The following is a 16905-nucleotide window of genomic DNA, read 5'->3' as shown; positions in this document are numbered from 1 at the left end:
AACACCAGAAAAGAAGAATCAGGCAACCGATGCGGAGTGATTGAGTGCCATACAGCAAACCTTGGATCAGCTACCAGGAACAACTGGACAGGTTAAAGCAACGCGGACTGGTGGTGACCGATGATGATAAAGCACTATCCTACCTTGAGCGGATAGGATACTACCGGTTAAGTGGGTATTGGTTTCCATTCCGGGAACGAAGTGGTGAGTATTGTCCGATCAATGGCGGCAACATAGGCCGTACAGACCGGTTAGCATTGGATCAATTCAAACCAGGTGCGACCTTTCAACTGAGACCCGGAAGTTCTGCACGGTATTATTAGGATGTCTCTTGTAGAAAATACCATCCCTTCGGCTATTCCTATCAGTTGAAAAAAAGTTCATTTTTTCCAACTGGTACAGCACTGCCTTGGTATCAGCATCTTGGTGTCCGAACGCTTCAGTAACCTGTAAAACCACAGGGTGAATTTCTGTGATGGTTGCATCCTGAATGCTTTCCACATTGTGCTCAACAGCGATGTTGAAGAGCTGTTCCTTTAGTAGATCATCCCAACGCATAACCAACTCCAGACAAAACGGACTTCAGATAGTTTTACTGTACTATCGAATCAAATGATTCGGTAGAGGTAATTCATACAGTGCGTTATGATACTTGTTATCAAATTGGTGGTGATGGTTATGGAAACACAAGTTGAACTTAGGCTAAAGCAGATCGATTTTTATCTAATGTTCTGGGGCAAGGTGGGCAGGAGTGACTTGATGCGTCACAATGATATTGCTATTGCCACTGCAAGCCGTACATTGAAAGCATATCGAGAACAGTATCCGAAAAACATGTCATTTGATGTCAGTCAGCGTAGCTACATTGCATCAGACAGTTTTAAGGTAAGATTTGATCACAACCCCGATTCGGCACTTAGGCATCTGGCATATGGTATTGAGGAGCGACAACTCTCATCATTTAAATATGGTCCTGCTGTTGTACAAGAGTTTATGGCGACGTTGGATGCGGAGATTACTGCAACTATCACCACAGCATTGGTACAGCAAAGGGGGATTGAGATTAACTACATATCAGCGAGTTCTGAGGCCGGAAAGAGAAACGTAATTCCCCAGCATATTTTCTCAAGCCAAGGTGGGTGGTACTTCAGGGCTTATGATCAAGCCAGAAAGTCGTACAGGAATTACAAGTTTTCAAGAGTCCTGTCTGCCGAGAAACAGAAATTGTATGACTCAAAGGCGTTACCGCAGGATGAAAGTTGGAATACCTCTATCACACTGACACTCGCTCCTCATCAAAAGCACCCACATCCAGAGGCGCTTCGAATGGATTTGGGTCACCGACAAACCAGTGTCAAACATTGTAACCAATGCTGCTATGGCAGGTTTTGTGCTATCTGATCTCAGGGTAGACTGCTCAGCTAAAGCAGAACTATCACCATTTCAGTTTCCTCTTCAGTTGATGAACCTGCATGAGTTACATGATATTAATTCTTTGACACTTGCTCCGGGATTCTCAAACTGAGAACTCAGGAAAGCTAAGCCGTCAGAATATGCTTTAAATAATATATGCACATATGGGGGTAGCCACTAACTTGGAACAATAAATGGCTACTTCGCATTATATCGCCTGCCCTGAAATAAAGTCGCTTTAACTAGCTGAGAAACCATCCCAACAATCTGCTCAGCAGTTAAACCCTTTGGATGAATTACACTCATTCGTAATGTTGTAATGACATGCAGGCTCATCAATAGCCTGATCAGTTTCTGAAACCAAACCACTGATCCTATAAATCACTGTTATATTCCTAATAAGATTCCTCCCTCCCCTACCAATAACTCGTTCCATAACCTTCAAATACTGGCCGGTGATATGTATCAAAACCAGACCAGCCCTACAGGTCGTAGCCGAAAAATCAGGCTTAAGTAGGACAGGGATACCTGTCTCGTAAAGGGTATGTGTAGACTTCCGAAAATATGGTGGCGACAAAACATCCGGGCACCCCAATCCCCACAACTCCCGATCTGTTTTGTAGCCAATGAGTGGCTGAAGGCAGTGTCCACAGCGCAGGCTAAATTATAAGCTATTATTAATTTCCCTTTTGTACTTGTAATCTTGATTAAGGAAACTTTTATCTTCAGAGGTTGTCCAATAGATCACCTGTTTCTTCAAGTATGAGTGGTGCTCAATGGAAACTTCATTACCTTCTATTCGTAGTCAAGCTGAACCACATGATAATGGTAATAGCAATACTGCCCCTTATTCAGAATTATCTGATAAAAAGCCATCATTCGCCCAAAAGCATGCGGCATCATTAGAAAATGTTGCTCTAGGTGGAATTAGTACATCCAGCCGTCAGGAGGAAAAATTAACTGACCAGTTATTAACTCAGCCTATTCGGGAGCGGCAATGTAGCTCCAAATCTACGGCATTAATCAGTTATATTCAAAAAAAATTGTTAAACTTAGAGCTTGATCTTAAATTTGTCGAACCATACAGCGAAGAATTGATCCATACAAAGGAAAAAATCCCCTCTACGGGAAGAATGGATAAAATCTATAACCGGACAAACAATAGCATGTACATCAATTCGCCGATATTCGAAGTATTTAGTCATGATAGCAATGTCTTATCTTTGGGATATAGTGTTGGATTGCTTATCAGTAAACATCATTTAGGTAGTTATTCCTTATTGCCTGAATCTAGACTGTTAAGTGATATTAAAGAGACTCCACGAGTGGTTGGTCACTCGTGCTTGGTTTTCAAAAGTAAGGAGGAAAGTGACCCAGTATTGTTAGATCTAACACGATGTAGCTATATGGCAAAACCTGATATTTTCCTCGGTTCTGCCAGCGAACTAAAAGAAGAAATAAAAACAATGTTGTCAGCACAAAAGCTAGATCGTAGTGGAGGTTATAAGTTTTCAACGGGAAGTTTTTTATCCGGCACAGCTAGCACTATAATAAATCGTTTTATCTTTATGGAAAAAGATGGCCCTGATCTAGATTACGTGACAAATTCTTTGTTTAATAGCTTGTATGGAGCAAATATGAATCCAAAATATGCAGAGGCGTATGCGAAACGTGAAAAAACTCCAGATATTTATTAAACCATTTTGGGTAAATCAATAATTCCCTCAATGAATTATCGTAACTCCGACACACAGAAATTTCGCAATGTAAAATACTTACATTGCGGAAGTTGTACCAATATATAGTTCACCATATTGGAAATTATTTAAATGTAATTGCCAAGACTTGATCTAGCACTCTCTTGCTCATATTAGGTTGCACTATTATCAAGTCTGGATTATTACACCTCTGACAATGCTGACAATGCTACCACCTGCCAATTGTACCGATCTCCTTGCCAATGACCCTTTCCAGAACCCACAAGTGATTGCCATTAATGTGCGTTACCACCCACAAGTCCTGTCCTAATCATCCCGGTAAGTCTGGCTGAAGCAGAACATAGATACATGCCTCATATAGCGTATGAGATGACTTCCGAATATATGGCGGCGACAAAACATCCGGGCAACCCAATCCCCACAATTCCCGATCTGTTTTGTAGCCAATGAGTGGCTGAAGGCAGTGCCCACAGCAAAGGCTAAACCTATCTTCAAAGGGTAATATTCTGGATGACATACAACAGTTACCCGTGTTTTTATATGGACGATGGTAACAAACTATCTGATTGAGGTAGAATACTCTGTTACCCCACCATGACGCAGAGAATCAGATTTATGAATATTTTCGATGATGCCCTTAACATTCTTAAAAATAAAAGTAAAATCCGCCAATTAGTCTCCGACCTGCATGCTGGCCATGGATGCACTGGAAAGGATTGAAATTGCATTACGGGTCGATATTTCCCATTTCCTCGGAGAAAAAGACTCATTTGCTTATGTAAACCCGGCTCTGTTTTTTGACAAATTTACCTCGGTAATCAACCCCAAAACCAAGCTGACCCAACATCAAGACTGGTTAAGGCGCCACGCCAAACTCATCAACCGGTCAAAAGAGGAATTTATCAAACATAACAAGGCTCAATATGGCCTACCGCTACCGATCTGGATTACCTGCGAGGTTTGGGATTTTGGCACCCTGTCTACGCTATACAGTGGTATGAGGCTGGAAGATCAGGATGCAATTTCGGTTAAGTATGGTGTTAAAAATGGTCGCCATTTCGCCTCCTGGCTGCGGGGGCTGAACTATCTCAGAAACCTGTGCGCCCACCATAGCCGCCTGTGGAATCGCAACATTATCGACAAACCAAAGCTTACTTCACGAGGCGAGATTACATTTGTTGAGCATTTCCGGAGCAATGAACATGCGCAGTTCAGAGCCTTCTTTTTGCTCTGTATAGCCCAGCATTTGATGGTGACAATAAATCCGGGTTCTTCGTGGTTTCAAAGGCTATCGAAACATATGTCTGAATTTCCGAAACTGGATCATCTCGGGCTTAATCTCTATGGTATGGGGGTAATTGATGGGTGGGAAACTTGGGAGTGGTAAATAGCAGGCAATAAAAAACCCCTTAGCAACATTCCCGCATGCGGTTCAGTCGAAAGAGGTCGTGTTACCGAGAATCTTAGCTCACCTATGAACTAAGTCAATACGCAATTTAAAAATCGGGCAACTATTTTAAAGTCAATACGACCCAAACACAACATATAGTGCCTCATATTGAAACATACCACTAGCCACCCTTCAGCCCATACTCACCAGTGTCCGCGCGCAGTGGTTGAACGGTCTAAAGCACTGGGGAAGTCCCATGTCCGGTATACGTGGAACCCTTCCCCTTTGGTATTCACTCTTTAGCCTCCAGTCAGCCCCAAGCCCAGTTTCATCTGTAAAGATGAGTGTACTTGCTGGACACATTCACAGCCCCGCCTAAGTAATTGATCTACCGTGTCCAATAAGCTTATTTCTGATCAATTGGACAGATCGTAAAGCAGCGTCTAGTTTTTCCTTTACACAAATAAGAAGTAAAGGATGTAGCAGTATGAAAGGCCAGAACGTCGGATATATCCGAGTCAGCAGCGTTGACCAGAACACCGCTCGCCAGCTTGATGGCATCGAGCTGAATACGACCTTTGAAGATCATTGCAGCGGCAAGGATACCAACAGGCCTCAATTAAAGGCCTGCCTGCGTCATTTGCGTAAAGGTGATCAACTGCATGTCCACTCTATAGATCGTCTTGCCCGCAGCCTGAAAGACCTGCAAACACTGGTTGAAGACCTGACCGAGCAGGGCATCAGCATCCAGTTCCACAAGGAGAACCTGATCTTTACCGGTGACAGCAACCCGATGCACAAGCTGATGTTCCAGATGATGGGAGCCTTCGCCGAGTTTGAACGCGGTATGATCCGTGAACGACAACGGGAAGGTATTGCTGCTGCCAGGAAACAGGGTAAGCAGATTGGGGCGAAACCAAAGCTGTCTTCTGAACAGATGGAAGAACTCAAGGATCGAGTGGCTGCCGGAGAACAGAAAAAAGCGTTGGCCCAGGAGTATGGGGTCAGCAGGCAGACTCTTTATAACCTGTTAACCAGCAAACAGTGAAACTGATATTACTCACCCCCGTTCGGACATCCTCCATGGCAAAGCCCTGCAACTCTTTCTGGAACTGGCTGTGTGGTCATTGAAGCAGTGCTAACATTGAATTCTTTCGGGCATGTTCACTTTCAGTGAATACTACGGGTGATTTGTTTTGCCTGGTGCTGAGCATTGAGCAGTGCTCTCTTTTCCAGAAAGGCATCTACTAATGCTAACTGCCCTTCTTTCAAGTTTACGCCACCGATAAAGGACGTAGCGATCAGGAAAGCCCGATCGGTCAACTCATACATAGCACCTTGCTGGCCTTTAATATCGGTGTATTTAATGAGCACAAAGTCTCGCTCGTTAAAATAACCGGTTGAAACAAGGCTGTTCAGACGTCTCAAGACATCGCAGTGATGGCAACCAAACAGGTCTGCCAGTAAGACTGAGTTGGTCTTCAGTTGGCCTTGATCTATATAAACAATGTCATTCATCATTAAGTCCTTTTATAGGTTCGTTGAACGTCCCCACAAGGACAGTCCAGCCAGAAAGGTTCGTTCAAGGCTTGATATTGATTCTACTGTCGATACTGGTTTATTACTGACACTGGAAATGGGCTTGTTAACCGCCTCATTTGTTAATCAACATTCACGACGTGCCCCCCATACAAGCAAGAGCAGGCAAAGCGGCTCTGGCGTGTTTTTCAAGGTACTTCCGATATGTGCTCTGGTGCATTCCTTTAGGCCTGTCAGGCCTGTCAGTGGCAAACTCCATTTCAGCACTGCCCAACCTGTTCCTGATAACCCTGCAGGCCCTGATTGCCCGGTCAAAATGCCCAAGCGTCTGGCCATGGTATAGTGGACCGTACCATTTGCGATGAGCAAAGCCATTGCTTCCCATTAGCAGCTTACCAGCTCGAATTTCGAGCATTGGGCAGAAAAAATAAGGCCGCTGACTTTTGCCATTGAGGGTGCTGACCATTTCAAAGCCGATGACCTGTTCTCTGGTCTCAATTTTCCCTGCCTCGTTCCATACCGGATACCAGACATAAAGGCACTGCTGCCAGCCCCAGAATTTAGCCTTACACTTCACTTTGACCGCAAAGTCATTACCCAATCTCACGATGCCCCGCTTACCGGGTTTCAGCATCCCTTGTTGATAAAGCCAGCAAACGTCCAGCGAATAGAAGTCTTCAACACTCTTTTCACCACTGCCTTTTTTGCCGCTGTTATAGCCACCCATAATGAACCCCACCTCCCTGGTAGAACCTGAATCCCTACGAAAAAAGACATTTCCCGTCAAAACCATTGCTCATTTTCTGGTGTCCCCACTTTTCAGGTACTTAGTAAACAGAAAGTGTGACACTGCCCTCAACCCATGTCACACGATCTGTCTAACACCAGATTCAGCACCCTTCAAACTCGCTATCTGTCGGGTAATATGACCCCTCACGTTCCATCAGACAGCCATCATCGATCAGCTTCTTGATCCAGCCTCCCAGTTTCTTCCTGACCAGATCTTTGTCAAATTCCATGGCTATAAGATCATCTTTAATCATCGCCCTTGTGGTGGGTTCGTCTTTAGCCAGACGGCTGCGTACCGACTGCCAGACAGCGATATGGTTAGCGGTAACATTCTTGCCTTTGGGCGGGGTATCATACTCACCGGGCAGTGGTATACCCTCTTTTTCCGAAGTCAGTGAAGTGACCTCATCCCCCTCTTCGTCAACAAAAATAGTTCGGGATTTAAGGTTGAATAGCTGCGCTTCCGGCTCTCTGTCGTCTTTGGACTTGGTACAACTAAGGATAAAAGCGCCTCCGTCGTCTGTACGCTTTACCGCATATTCAAAATCGGAAGCTGCTCGTAATGCACTGCTCCCCCTGGCACCTTTTTCTATATCTTTACCCGTATGGTGAACAACCATGACCGTTGCTCGGGTAGCTGCTTTAATCCGATCACAACCAGCGATAAAGTTATTCATATCACGGGTACTGTTCTCATCGGCACCGGCAAAACATCGGGCTAATGTATCTACCACAATTAACGAAGCCTCAATGCCACGCTCACGGGATGTAGCTTTAATGGTGTTGATGAGCTGTTGCACACTGCTTTCATTCACCAGATAGACAGGCTGGTTAATCACATACAGGTTTTGCAGTTTTTCGCCTTGGTTATACTCATCCTCCCAGGCTTTGATCCGCCTTGGGACACCAATCCCCCCCCTCCCCGGCAATAAAAAATACCAATCCCTGCTGTACTTTGGCCTTATTCCAGCCACTGCCGGACGAAACATGGCACGCCAGACTGATAGCCAGAAAGGACTTGTAACTTCCGGAGGCTCCGTAGATCACACCAAACGACTCTGCGGGGATATACTCCTTGATCAGATAGGCCATCCTGGCATCGTATCCATCAGACCCAATAGTCATGGGAAAGGCCTGTTTGTATTCTGCGGAGTTGTCGTCGGTAGTATTTGCAGCACCACTGGACGTAACCAGTCTGGTAACATCTTCTGCGGTTACTTGAACGTACTGATCCAGCTTTGCCATTATGTGATATCCCTTCTGCTGGTATAGATGTCTGAGGCGTCAACACCGCCTGTCTGGCTCTCCATAACGGGAATTATGAGCCCTGCACCAATGCCATAAGCGGCCGCCAGTGCCTGATGAACACCCGGATTATCTGGCAGATGTGTATCGTTATCTGCAACCACCACAAAGCGGCTTTCAGGATTCTGTCTGGCGGCGACCTGACACACAGCTTCAAGATTACTTTTACCCATGGCGGCATAGACCCGACAGGCACAATCTTCACTAAGGTAAATGCTGGCAGCAGATGCCCAACCCTCAGCAATCAGTACCGTCCAGGAAGGTTCACCAAAACGGTGATAAACACCACGACGCAGGCCTCCCTTCAGGCCGCGTTTACGGCCATCAGGAGCAATGCGCTCAATGTTCACAAGGTTGTGGTTCTCATCAAACAGAGGGATCAACAGGTTGCCCTGATCCTGCAACAGATCAAACGGCGGTAGTTGTTTACTGACAAGATAGGGATGGTCAGGATTGGCAGGGGCTGCACCTTGCATAAGACGATGGGCCGCCTGTTTCGCCTGCTCATACTGTGAACGTACCCTCTCTTCCTGTGCAACTGCCTTTGCCTGTAGAGCGCTCTGATGATTCCTCCGCAGAACTTCCGTTTCCATATAACTGGTTTCCGGAGTCAAACCCAGCAATTGCTCAACCCGCTTCACAGCATCGGGAAACGAACAGGATAATAACTTCATCACCATACAGAACCCGTCGCCTGCACCACAGCCACGGCACATATGATAGCCGTCATCTGCTGACTTGAATTCATACCGATCATGACCGCCACAGTTGGGGCAAGGCATGCCTGACTTGGTGGGTATAGTTTCCTTATCTGACAAACCACACAGATTCTGCAGGATCATATCCCACTGACCATACGCGGCCAGTTTAACCTGCTCTGACCGTTCATTTTTCATTCGTCATCACCTCTGGTCCTGCAAACTCTGAGACCAGGTAAGAAGACCTTTTGCACTCCATAAGGGGTGCTTTTCTTAGACGACGGAGTCTATTAATAAGGTTCACGATCCTCTGGGCAGAAGCACAATCCGGAATACGGTATCGCTTGCAGGTAACGACCCTGCCTGAATTAGATTTGTACGCTTCGGTTTGCCTGGTGATGCTAAGCCCGTACTCCCTGCGGAGCTTTGAAATATCGGAGCTAAGATTCCATGAGCAGTAACGGTCTCGTCGTTGATGAGGCTGAAACCTGTTGGAGCTCAAGATGTCGAGCTGGCTAATGCCTTTACGACCAGCGATCAATAGCTCCAGCAAAAGGGCTTCACGTTTGGATGGGGGCTTCATCATTACATCTCCCTGTATAATATGGGTGGTATTTAAGAAGGCTATTCAGCGGCATCCTGTCGCTGTTGTTCCCATGCTTCGAGGTCTTGCAGTTTCCAGCGGATGCATCGTGGGCCAAAACGTATGGGTTCTACGAAACGGCCATCACTAAGCCAGCGATAGAGCGTCGTATTACCGATGCCATAGCGATCGAGTACTTCTGAACGGCTCAAAAGGATGTGCGTTTTTTTATCTATGGGCATGTATCATCTCCTGTGGTTAGCCATAGCTTTCCTTGGCTCACAGGAATAAATAAACACAGCCAAAAAGGGAGTTCCAAACCCCCTGATACAGGGGGGCATGGTTGGTTTATACCGGGGGGCATGGTTGTGTAGACCAGATATTTACTGGGCTTAGATAGGGGGGGTATGCTCTGAACTAAATATTATTTTTTTAATTCTTGGGCGATTTTGAACTCCATGAGGCATGAAACAGAGTCTGTTGTCGCTTTTTAAATGCCTGTGATGATTGAGCGCCCTCCTCTTTGTTGTCTATATATTCATTGAATGGCTCAGTGATCACTTTTGTGCCTTCTTTGTATGCCGCTGGTGAGTCTTTTCGACTCAATATCGTTGCAATACGCTCACTTTGGCCTGACTCCGGTCTAATTCCATATACTTCTTCTAAGTATTCTTGTACTACCTGTTTTGTACTTCTGCCTACTGACCCCTCGTTGCACAAATGAAGAAGAGTACTAAGACAGGTGTTCAATTCGGTTCCAAAAAAATCAGTATCAATTTTGACTATATCTTCCAGCAGGCACGGAATATCACGGTCCTGATAATTCGGCCGTCGGTTGTCAAGTTCCGTCAGACCGGAAAAAATCGAATCAATCCCCTTCATTCTTACCCATTCACCCAGAGATTCAGTGGTTACTGTGGTAAGTTCTCTAGCCTCCAAGCGCCCTGCACTAAGCTCTGCCCTAATAGACTCAGGTGGACTTTTATAGGAAAGGTATCTAACCCCATTGGCGTCAGTGAACTCAATAACATCTTTGTTCGCCAAAGCATCAGGGTGTAATGATGAAATACTAAACGCTTCTTGATCATCAAACGCTACCAACTGATCAGATATGGTGACGTTTTTTGGTACGCTTTTATGATCTTTGACAATGGCAAACAGATTTACGATTACCAGCTTACTGGGTTAGACAGCTCATTTTTCAGCAAGCCAAGAAAGGTCTGGGCTTGGTATAACTTAGCTTTAAGGCTTGGGTCAGATATTCCATGGTTGAAAAAACCAAAACCAAAACCAGGCTCAAGGCTAGCCAGACAATCTTTGGGCTCAATAGATATTAACGTTATCACTGAATCTATTCCCAAACAGAAGACCAACGCCGTACTCATTCTCTAAAGAAATTTCCGCTTTATAGCCATCATCCTCATACGCTGCGGCTACATCGTGCGACAAATGCTCCAGCTCAACCCCCCAATATAAGTCCGAAGAGATAGGTATATTGTAACCAACAAATACGCCATAAAGGGTACCCTCGCTACCAATGGAATCGATAGTGACAGACGATGATTCCAACTTATTGGTCACAGATTCAACCCCGAATTTACCTCCCACATAAAAGCCACTTTCTGAGGCAAAAACAGAGCCGGTTAAAAGTAAGCAAAAAGCAGCTACCAATCTCATCGCACATTTCCTTATGTTTTGTATGGATAAATTATATTGCATTGGCTCAGTGCTATTTTCAAAGCGTTGCTCGTGCTCTTCAGAATATTTTTCCCGTGGCGTATCACATTTCTCTGTAATCTCACTTCCCATAGTGAAACCGTAATCTCATGATTGCCTGTGATCGATAGTCCATAACATGAGGAGGTTCGCCATGAGCGGTCCGGAACTGATGATATGGAAAACAAGATGGCTCCCCCCCCCATTCTCAGGTTCCCGGCAACCGGGGGTAAGCTTTTTTTGGTTATCCACAGGTGATGGGCAGCTATAGCCCAAGTGAGCTACACTTGAGGTCATTACTCAGCGGAGGTTTCAAATGAACAGAAATACCACGGTGAGAGCCAGAATGGAGGAGGATTTAAAGTCCGACGTTGAAACCGTGTTTCAGCAGCTTGGCCTGACCACCACGGAGGCCATCACCCTTTTTTATAAACAGGTGCAGCTGCACAGGGGATTACCTTTCCCGGTCAGAATCCCTAATGAAGAAACCCGAAAGACTTTCGAGGCGACTGACCGGGGCGAAGACCTGGTGCATTGTAAAGACCTGAAAGATTTCTGTAAAAAACTGGGCCTTGATGAATGTTAACGCCGGTATTTACCCGACGTTTCGAGAAGGACCTGAAGCGAGTAAAGAAACAGGGTAAAGACCCAGCAGTTCCCGATGATTACACGTCAATTCTCGTTAAAGTTGGCATGAAATAATTTTTACCCCTTTGAAAATAGGGATTGTAGCGTCATATAACTAAATCACAAATTTGATAATGAAAAAATTGTGCGGTGATATAAAAAACTAAATACCAACCCCTTGATATCATTTGGTTTCACTGTCGTATACCTGTGCAAGATCGCTGCATGATCGGCACTGTTCGCACAGTTTGCTGTCAAATTTTGTTTAGCATAATCTGCTTACAATCCATAAATCGCTTATCTAAACTGGTTTGCGAGGTAAGTGAAAATTAACTTTTAAACGAGCATCGGCGTATAAAGAGCGGGAATTGCTGCTGCTGCCCTTGATGGAGAACACCGTCCTCCTTCCCGGTAGTGTCGTCTTTTCATGGAATGGTGAAACCTACTTTGATCGGGATGGTTCGGTCTATAAGAAAATCAGCACTGAAACCAATGCAGGCGTTCAGGTCGGCAAGATCGACTACAGTGGCGGCGCTGTCTCACTGGCGAGTTACCCGGAATCCGGTTTAATCCGAAGGCTCAGACGTACCTCTTGCCAGAAATCCAGGGAACTTATTTTCGAACGCTTTGTCCAAAATAATCATCAGGAAAATAACCAGCCAACAATTCGTTATAGCTGGAATAAAGGTATCAACGACAAATGATTAACAGCGCAAACGGTGCAATAGATCCAAAGCCCGTATCCAAACAACCCGGAGAACAAGAAAAAAAAACAGTGGGGGGAGCCAGAGCAACCCAACAGAGCACAGTAAATGCAAAAATCCCACACCAAACAGGGAATGAACGAAAGCCTTTAACCCGTTATCGGTTAACCCAACAGGCTGGTATCCCGCCCATTCGCAATCAGGAAGATCTTCAGGAAAATACATTTCTGTTCTGTCTTGAAAATTGCATCAAACACCCTGAACGACTGGTTGACAAATTATCAGCGGACGCACGCACCTCTCTGGAGAACGATATATTATCAAGCAGAAGTGTCATGGAAACGCATCTGAAACGAAGCGGAATCATCAAAGCCAAGTCAAATATCATAAACCATTTAATAGGTTTATTTTTAGAAGGAATAGATAGAACAAATAAAATAACCTTTATTGAAAGCATATTCAAATTTTCGCTTATACAACTGAGGACCACAATAATAACAGACTGCAGTATTTTAAAAAGCAAACATGATCTTTGCGTTAACGACAGAATAACGAATAAATTAATCACATCAATTTTTCATTTCATTTCAAATAAATCTAGCTTAAAACATCAAACAACTCTAAAACAAGCATTAATAGATATTCTATCTAAAGCTAATCACTATGAGGTATTTCTGATTCTGCACATACTATCAATAGTATATTTTGACTGGCTTAATTTTTCTTTTTTAAATGTTAACTTCTCTCTAACAAAACAACAGTCCCAAAATTCTTTAAAAACTACAATGGCTCTTGCCAATTTAATGACCTCTAAGGATATCAATACGCCATATCTTTTAAACTCGCTCATACATAGCTTTGTTTTTAATTCACGCCACTGCGAAGTAAATGCTGAGAATCCTCCGCCAACAGAATCTGTCACAAACTCTCTGCAGCGCGGTAGTCAAGGTAAAGATGCTTATGAATCACCGGTTTTGCCCGTAGAAAATGAACAGTCACACCATGATGGCAACACCAGCGATACATTAGCAGAGATGACCAATAGAATAACCACTATTCTTTTTAAGTGTAAAACAGAACAACTTGCCAGCTCTATCAGAAAGAGAAAAGATGAATTATCCAGGCAACTGACAGGATCTGTATCCCTGGAGGATATAGGAATGGAGGAAATATCGGGTTTTGTAAAATTAGTAACAGGGCTTGGTTTGGATAAACTACACGCTTCAAATTTTAATGGATTGACCATGGATTTAGCCTGTGACCTCCTAAAAACAATCCGTATCACAGACATATCAGCCCACGTTTTGAATTCCATTCTTGCTTTTGCTCTTATCAATATCAGACAGTATTGGACGTTATTATCAACCAAATTAGAAAATTCGCAATCAATTGAACCAGAAGAGACAGCCATTACTGACAAAATAATTAACGTCAGCAAAACAATTTATATAAATAGAGAGCATTACTTACAATCACAGAATTTACAACAAAGGGGCCAGGAAAAAAAACAATCAGATCATTCTAGAGAAATAAAAAGCACCGAATGCACTTTCACTTTCCGTGCTAATGAGTTAAAAACCACTCTCGATCATTTAATATGCATCAAAGAATCATTAATAAAATCTGATATTTTATTTGTAATGAATCAGTCAATTTTCTTTATATCTATGGCTAGATGGCAATCATTGTCACTCATCATAAAAAAAGAGACAGAATTTCTACCTTCTCTGGTGGCTCTAACGAAACAAGGACACCTTCTGGGGAGAGCGTATAGTGCATGGCTATTGTTAAACCATCGGGAATATTATTTACCCGATATTGCCTTAAATCATTTATCGGTTGCCCGAAACCCGACGCCCTACCATTTTGACAATGATATGATAACCTTCGGACATACCTTTAATTCGAAAGGTATGCTTCTTGATAATGTAGATGATGATCTGGCGAGCATTGAATTATTCTTAATAGCTTTATACGAGTACGACAATCCATCTAAATCCAGTACTATTCATGAAAAGATCAGGCAAGACAGGGTGAGAGGCCTGAGTAAAGGGAGAAATTTTTTACCCGTTGATGCCAGCAACCTTCTTACCTATGGATATGATAAAACATTAAAAAATATATCAGCCAATAATAAAGCCGACTCAAAGAGATTATGGCTCAAGGGATGGATATATCAACAAATTGGAGAGTATGACGAAGCGATTACCTGCTTTAATCTTATTAGAAAAGGATCTCATAACAGTCAGAACCCTTCTCACGTTAATGTCAATCTTGGTTTGTGTTACTACCATCAGGCAGTTAGTGGCAATGATGATTTCCTGAGCCTCGCACAACAACATCTGACTCTGGCTATTGCTTATTATCAGGACAAAAGAATTTTTACCGAAGAGTATCTTCCAACCTTAGAGTGTTCTCTTAAGGAGATTAAATCGATCATGATTGATAAGGGGATAGCTGAAAAAAACGGCGATTCCGCCCCACCTTTAACGGATACGACACTACAGGCAGTGACTGAATATAAAAACCCAAAGGTGAAGAAGAACAGGGAACCATCCAAAATCATCCGGACCAGTCAGACCGGACCATCAACAAACAATGCAAACAAGTTGGCAGGTGGGGAAAAAATATTTGCTGATGGCGCCAGTCCGAGAAGTAGCGCTGTTCAACCTGATATAACGATGATTTCAGAAACGATCATGCGTTCAGATGTAATCTCTTTTGAAAACATCCTGGCCAGAGTAAATAAGATCCTTAAAACACATATCGCAAGTTACACTCCATCAAAAAAATCAGAGCAGATAGATATCCTCAAACCAGAATGGCAGGTTAAACTCCATGGCAAAAAAAAATCGGTATCTGTTATAGAACGCTCTAACTATCAAAACTTTAATTTCAGGATCTATGCGTTAGACAGTTACCTTTTAAACCTGTGCGTAACTAATGATTTTCATCAATACAGTCGTGCTCTTTTTGATTTTCTGGAAAATGCGGATCTTAAGTATACCAATAATATAGAACTCTTATTTGACCGCCTTGGTTGGTTGCTGTTAAAAAACTGTTGGATTATTTGTCACAATAGTAACGTCAGTCAAAAAGAATTGAACTACACAGTGATCTCTCTGTTTATGTTATCCATTGCTTATACTGTTTCATCCGATTCTTCGGTGATTATTGTTAATGATCAAGAAGTGCCCACCTGCGTTGAGAAAATTCTGATTGAAGTTAGGGAGTATCTGAATGCCATAGAAGGTGATAAAAATATATATTACCAGGCTGGAATTCGACTGGTGAGCCGGCTAAGTAATCTGGCCCATAGTTTGAATGATTTCCAATGCTACCCTGTCCCGCATTCTGGAGTGATTACTTTGCGAAACAGCTTACAACCCGGTATCGAAAAAATTAAAAAAAATAACCGCTCACCCGATGCCATGATAGCAAGTATTGAGCGATACACCCCAAAAATAGCAGAACAAAAAGAACAAAAAGAACAAAAAGAAGAACAAAAAGGACACCCATAAATTCTTTATGAATATCCTGTTCTCCGCTCCGATATATTCAGAAAATGATGATCATGGCAACACCCACAAGAGACAGGGAGGTTTTTTACTTCCGTATCGTATCGCAAAGCGCAGAAACGGAAGACCTCCCGGCATTGTCATAACATCTTACAGTTCATCATGTTTGTAGAACCCAAGCCTGTAAAAGGTTTTAGCACTGAAGACTGAAATAGCTCTGGCGATTGCTTGCCCAATGCCAAGATCAAACGCCAGTTGTAGCATTCGGCTCCTTAAATAAGCAACGGCACTTAGATAGGCTCCGGGTTCAAAATTAAAACATCCGGACGCACCACACTATATCATGAGGTGAACGTATAAATCCTCGCGTTACTGTCGTCGCTGTCTTCATCCCGCAGGCTTTCCATTGTCGCGAAAGATATACCGATCAACTCATCGTCCGGGCTGTAAACAAACCCAAACATATACGTCTCATCCGGGTCTGATCCAAAGCCCGCAGAGAAGAGACGGTTAATCTGACCAATCAAGAATGAATAGGCGGAATGAATAGTATGAATGAATAGGACTGAATGAATAGGACTGAATGAATAGTGAATAAATAGGACATCCATAAATTTACTAATAATACGAATTGAACCAACGTTTTCTGAAGCTTTCACCCTTGATTAGTGGATGTCCTGTTTTCCCTTTCAAAAAGAAAGACCTGACCCCAGCTTTTTCGTGACCCCAGCTTTTTCGCAAATAGCCTCGGCATCAGCAGCATTATTCTTGTTTGACTTAACGTAAGGCTTCACGAATTGGGGGGCAATGATGCGAACGTCATGACCCAGCTCGGTAAACTTACGGCACCAGTAGTGTGATCCTCCGCAAGCTTCAATAGCGATAAGGCATTGTGGCAAATTGGC

At 43.6% G+C, this 16905-nt stretch carries 18 protein-coding genes and 1 pseudogene; 8 read left to right on the top strand and 11 right to left on the bottom strand.

Annotation, left to right across the window (positions count from 1 at the left end):
* Positions 1–44 precede the first annotated feature (44 nt).
* From RM811_RS17970 to RM811_RS17950, 5 genes are all read left to right on the top strand, one after another.
* On the top strand, positions 45–323 hold the full coding sequence (locus tag RM811_RS17970; protein WP_402527070.1) for a hypothetical protein: 279 nt from the start codon (positions 45–47) through the stop codon (positions 321–323).
* Between the two features lie 355 nt (positions 324–678).
* Positions 679–1401, top strand: coding sequence for a WYL domain-containing protein (locus RM811_RS17965; protein ID WP_402527068.1), 723 nt, complete (start codon positions 679–681; stop codon positions 1399–1401).
* 788 nt (positions 1402–2189) lie between these two features.
* Positions 2190–3110, top strand: a complete 921-nt coding sequence (locus RM811_RS17960; RefSeq protein WP_402527066.1) for a hypothetical protein — start codon at positions 2190–2192, stop codon at positions 3108–3110.
* A 718-nt stretch (positions 3111–3828) separates the two neighbouring features.
* On the top strand, positions 3829–4518 hold the full coding sequence (locus tag RM811_RS17955) for an Abi family protein (RefSeq protein WP_402527064.1): 690 nt from the start codon (positions 3829–3831) through the stop codon (positions 4516–4518).
* 490 nt (positions 4519–5008) lie between these two features.
* Positions 5009–5569: a recombinase family protein gene (locus tag RM811_RS17950; protein WP_402527062.1), complete on the top strand. Its 561-nt coding sequence runs from the start codon at positions 5009–5011 to the stop codon at positions 5567–5569.
* Positions 5570–5691: 122 nt separating this feature from the next.
* Here the strand turns inward: RM811_RS17950 and RM811_RS17945 are convergent, their stop codons facing one another.
* The 9 genes from RM811_RS17945 to RM811_RS17905 form a co-directional block, all read right to left on the bottom strand.
* Positions 5692–6042: a Rha family transcriptional regulator gene (locus RM811_RS17945; protein ID WP_402527059.1), complete on the bottom strand. Its 351-nt coding sequence runs from the start codon at positions 6040–6042 to the stop codon at positions 5692–5694.
* 151 nt (positions 6043–6193) lie between these two features.
* A complete protein-coding gene (locus RM811_RS17940; protein ID WP_402527058.1) occupies positions 6194–6787 on the bottom strand; it encodes a hypothetical protein in 594 nt (197 codons plus the stop codon).
* A gap of 163 nt (positions 6788–6950) precedes the next feature.
* Complete coding sequence (locus RM811_RS17935; protein WP_402527056.1) at positions 6951–7838, bottom strand: AAA family ATPase; 888 nt, start codon at positions 7836–7838, stop codon at positions 6951–6953.
* Positions 7723–8094, bottom strand: coding sequence for an AAA family ATPase (locus tag RM811_RS17930; RefSeq protein ID WP_402527054.1), 372 nt, complete (start codon positions 8092–8094; stop codon positions 7723–7725). Before RM811_RS17930 ends, RM811_RS17935 begins: the two co-directional genes overlap by 116 nt.
* The gene (locus RM811_RS17925) at positions 8094–9050 is read right to left on the bottom strand and encodes a primase-helicase zinc-binding domain-containing protein (RefSeq protein WP_402527052.1); all 957 of its coding nucleotides are present in this window, start codon (positions 9048–9050) and stop codon (positions 8094–8096) included. The genes RM811_RS17930 and RM811_RS17925 overlap by 1 nt, the downstream gene beginning before the upstream one ends.
* A complete protein-coding gene (locus RM811_RS17920) occupies positions 9040–9438 on the bottom strand; it encodes a hypothetical protein (RefSeq protein ID WP_402527050.1) in 399 nt (132 codons plus the stop codon). Before RM811_RS17920 ends, RM811_RS17925 begins: the two co-directional genes overlap by 11 nt.
* 38 nt (positions 9439–9476) lie before the next feature.
* Positions 9477–9677 carry a helix-turn-helix transcriptional regulator gene (locus RM811_RS17915; RefSeq protein ID WP_402527048.1) on the bottom strand — a complete coding sequence of 67 codons (201 nt, stop codon included), beginning with the start codon at positions 9675–9677 and terminating at the stop codon, positions 9477–9479.
* 190 nt (positions 9678–9867) lie between these two features.
* Positions 9868–10536, bottom strand: a complete 669-nt coding sequence (locus RM811_RS17910) for a hypothetical protein (RefSeq protein WP_402527046.1) — start codon at positions 10534–10536, stop codon at positions 9868–9870.
* A gap of 222 nt (positions 10537–10758) precedes the next feature.
* A complete protein-coding gene (locus RM811_RS17905) occupies positions 10759–11244 on the bottom strand; it encodes an outer membrane beta-barrel protein (RefSeq protein WP_402527045.1) in 486 nt (161 codons plus the stop codon).
* Positions 11245–11467: 223 nt separating this feature from the next.
* On the opposite strand from RM811_RS17905, the gene RM811_RS17900 reads away from it, so the two are divergent.
* The 3 genes from RM811_RS17900 (at position 11468) to RM811_RS17890 (ending at position 16003) form a co-directional block, all read left to right on the top strand.
* Positions 11468–11737, top strand: a complete 270-nt coding sequence (locus tag RM811_RS17900; RefSeq protein WP_402527043.1) for a type II toxin-antitoxin system RelB/DinJ family antitoxin — start codon at positions 11468–11470, stop codon at positions 11735–11737.
* A gap of 409 nt (positions 11738–12146) precedes the next feature.
* Positions 12147–12482: a hypothetical protein gene (locus tag RM811_RS17895; protein ID WP_402527041.1), complete on the top strand. Its 336-nt coding sequence runs from the start codon at positions 12147–12149 to the stop codon at positions 12480–12482.
* Positions 12479–16003, top strand: a complete 3525-nt coding sequence (locus RM811_RS17890; protein ID WP_402527039.1) for a hypothetical protein — start codon at positions 12479–12481, stop codon at positions 16001–16003. The genes RM811_RS17895 and RM811_RS17890 overlap by 4 nt, the downstream gene beginning before the upstream one ends.
* A 338-nt stretch (positions 16004–16341) precedes the next feature.
* Here the strand turns inward: RM811_RS17890 and RM811_RS17885 are convergent, their stop codons facing one another.
* Positions 16342–16464, bottom strand: coding sequence for a hypothetical protein (locus tag RM811_RS17885; protein ID WP_402527037.1), 123 nt, complete (start codon positions 16462–16464; stop codon positions 16342–16344).
* A gap of 270 nt (positions 16465–16734) precedes the next feature.
* Positions 16735–16905: pseudogene (locus tag RM811_RS17880) on the bottom strand (IS110 family transposase); the annotation flags it as partial.

The sequence above is a fragment of the Endozoicomonas sp. genome, assembly GCF_031844845.1.
GTDB lineage: Bacteria > Pseudomonadota > Gammaproteobacteria > Pseudomonadales > Endozoicomonadaceae > Endozoicomonas.
The sequence above is the reverse complement of the archived record's forward strand: the minus strand, read 5'-3'. Positions and strand labels throughout refer to the sequence as shown.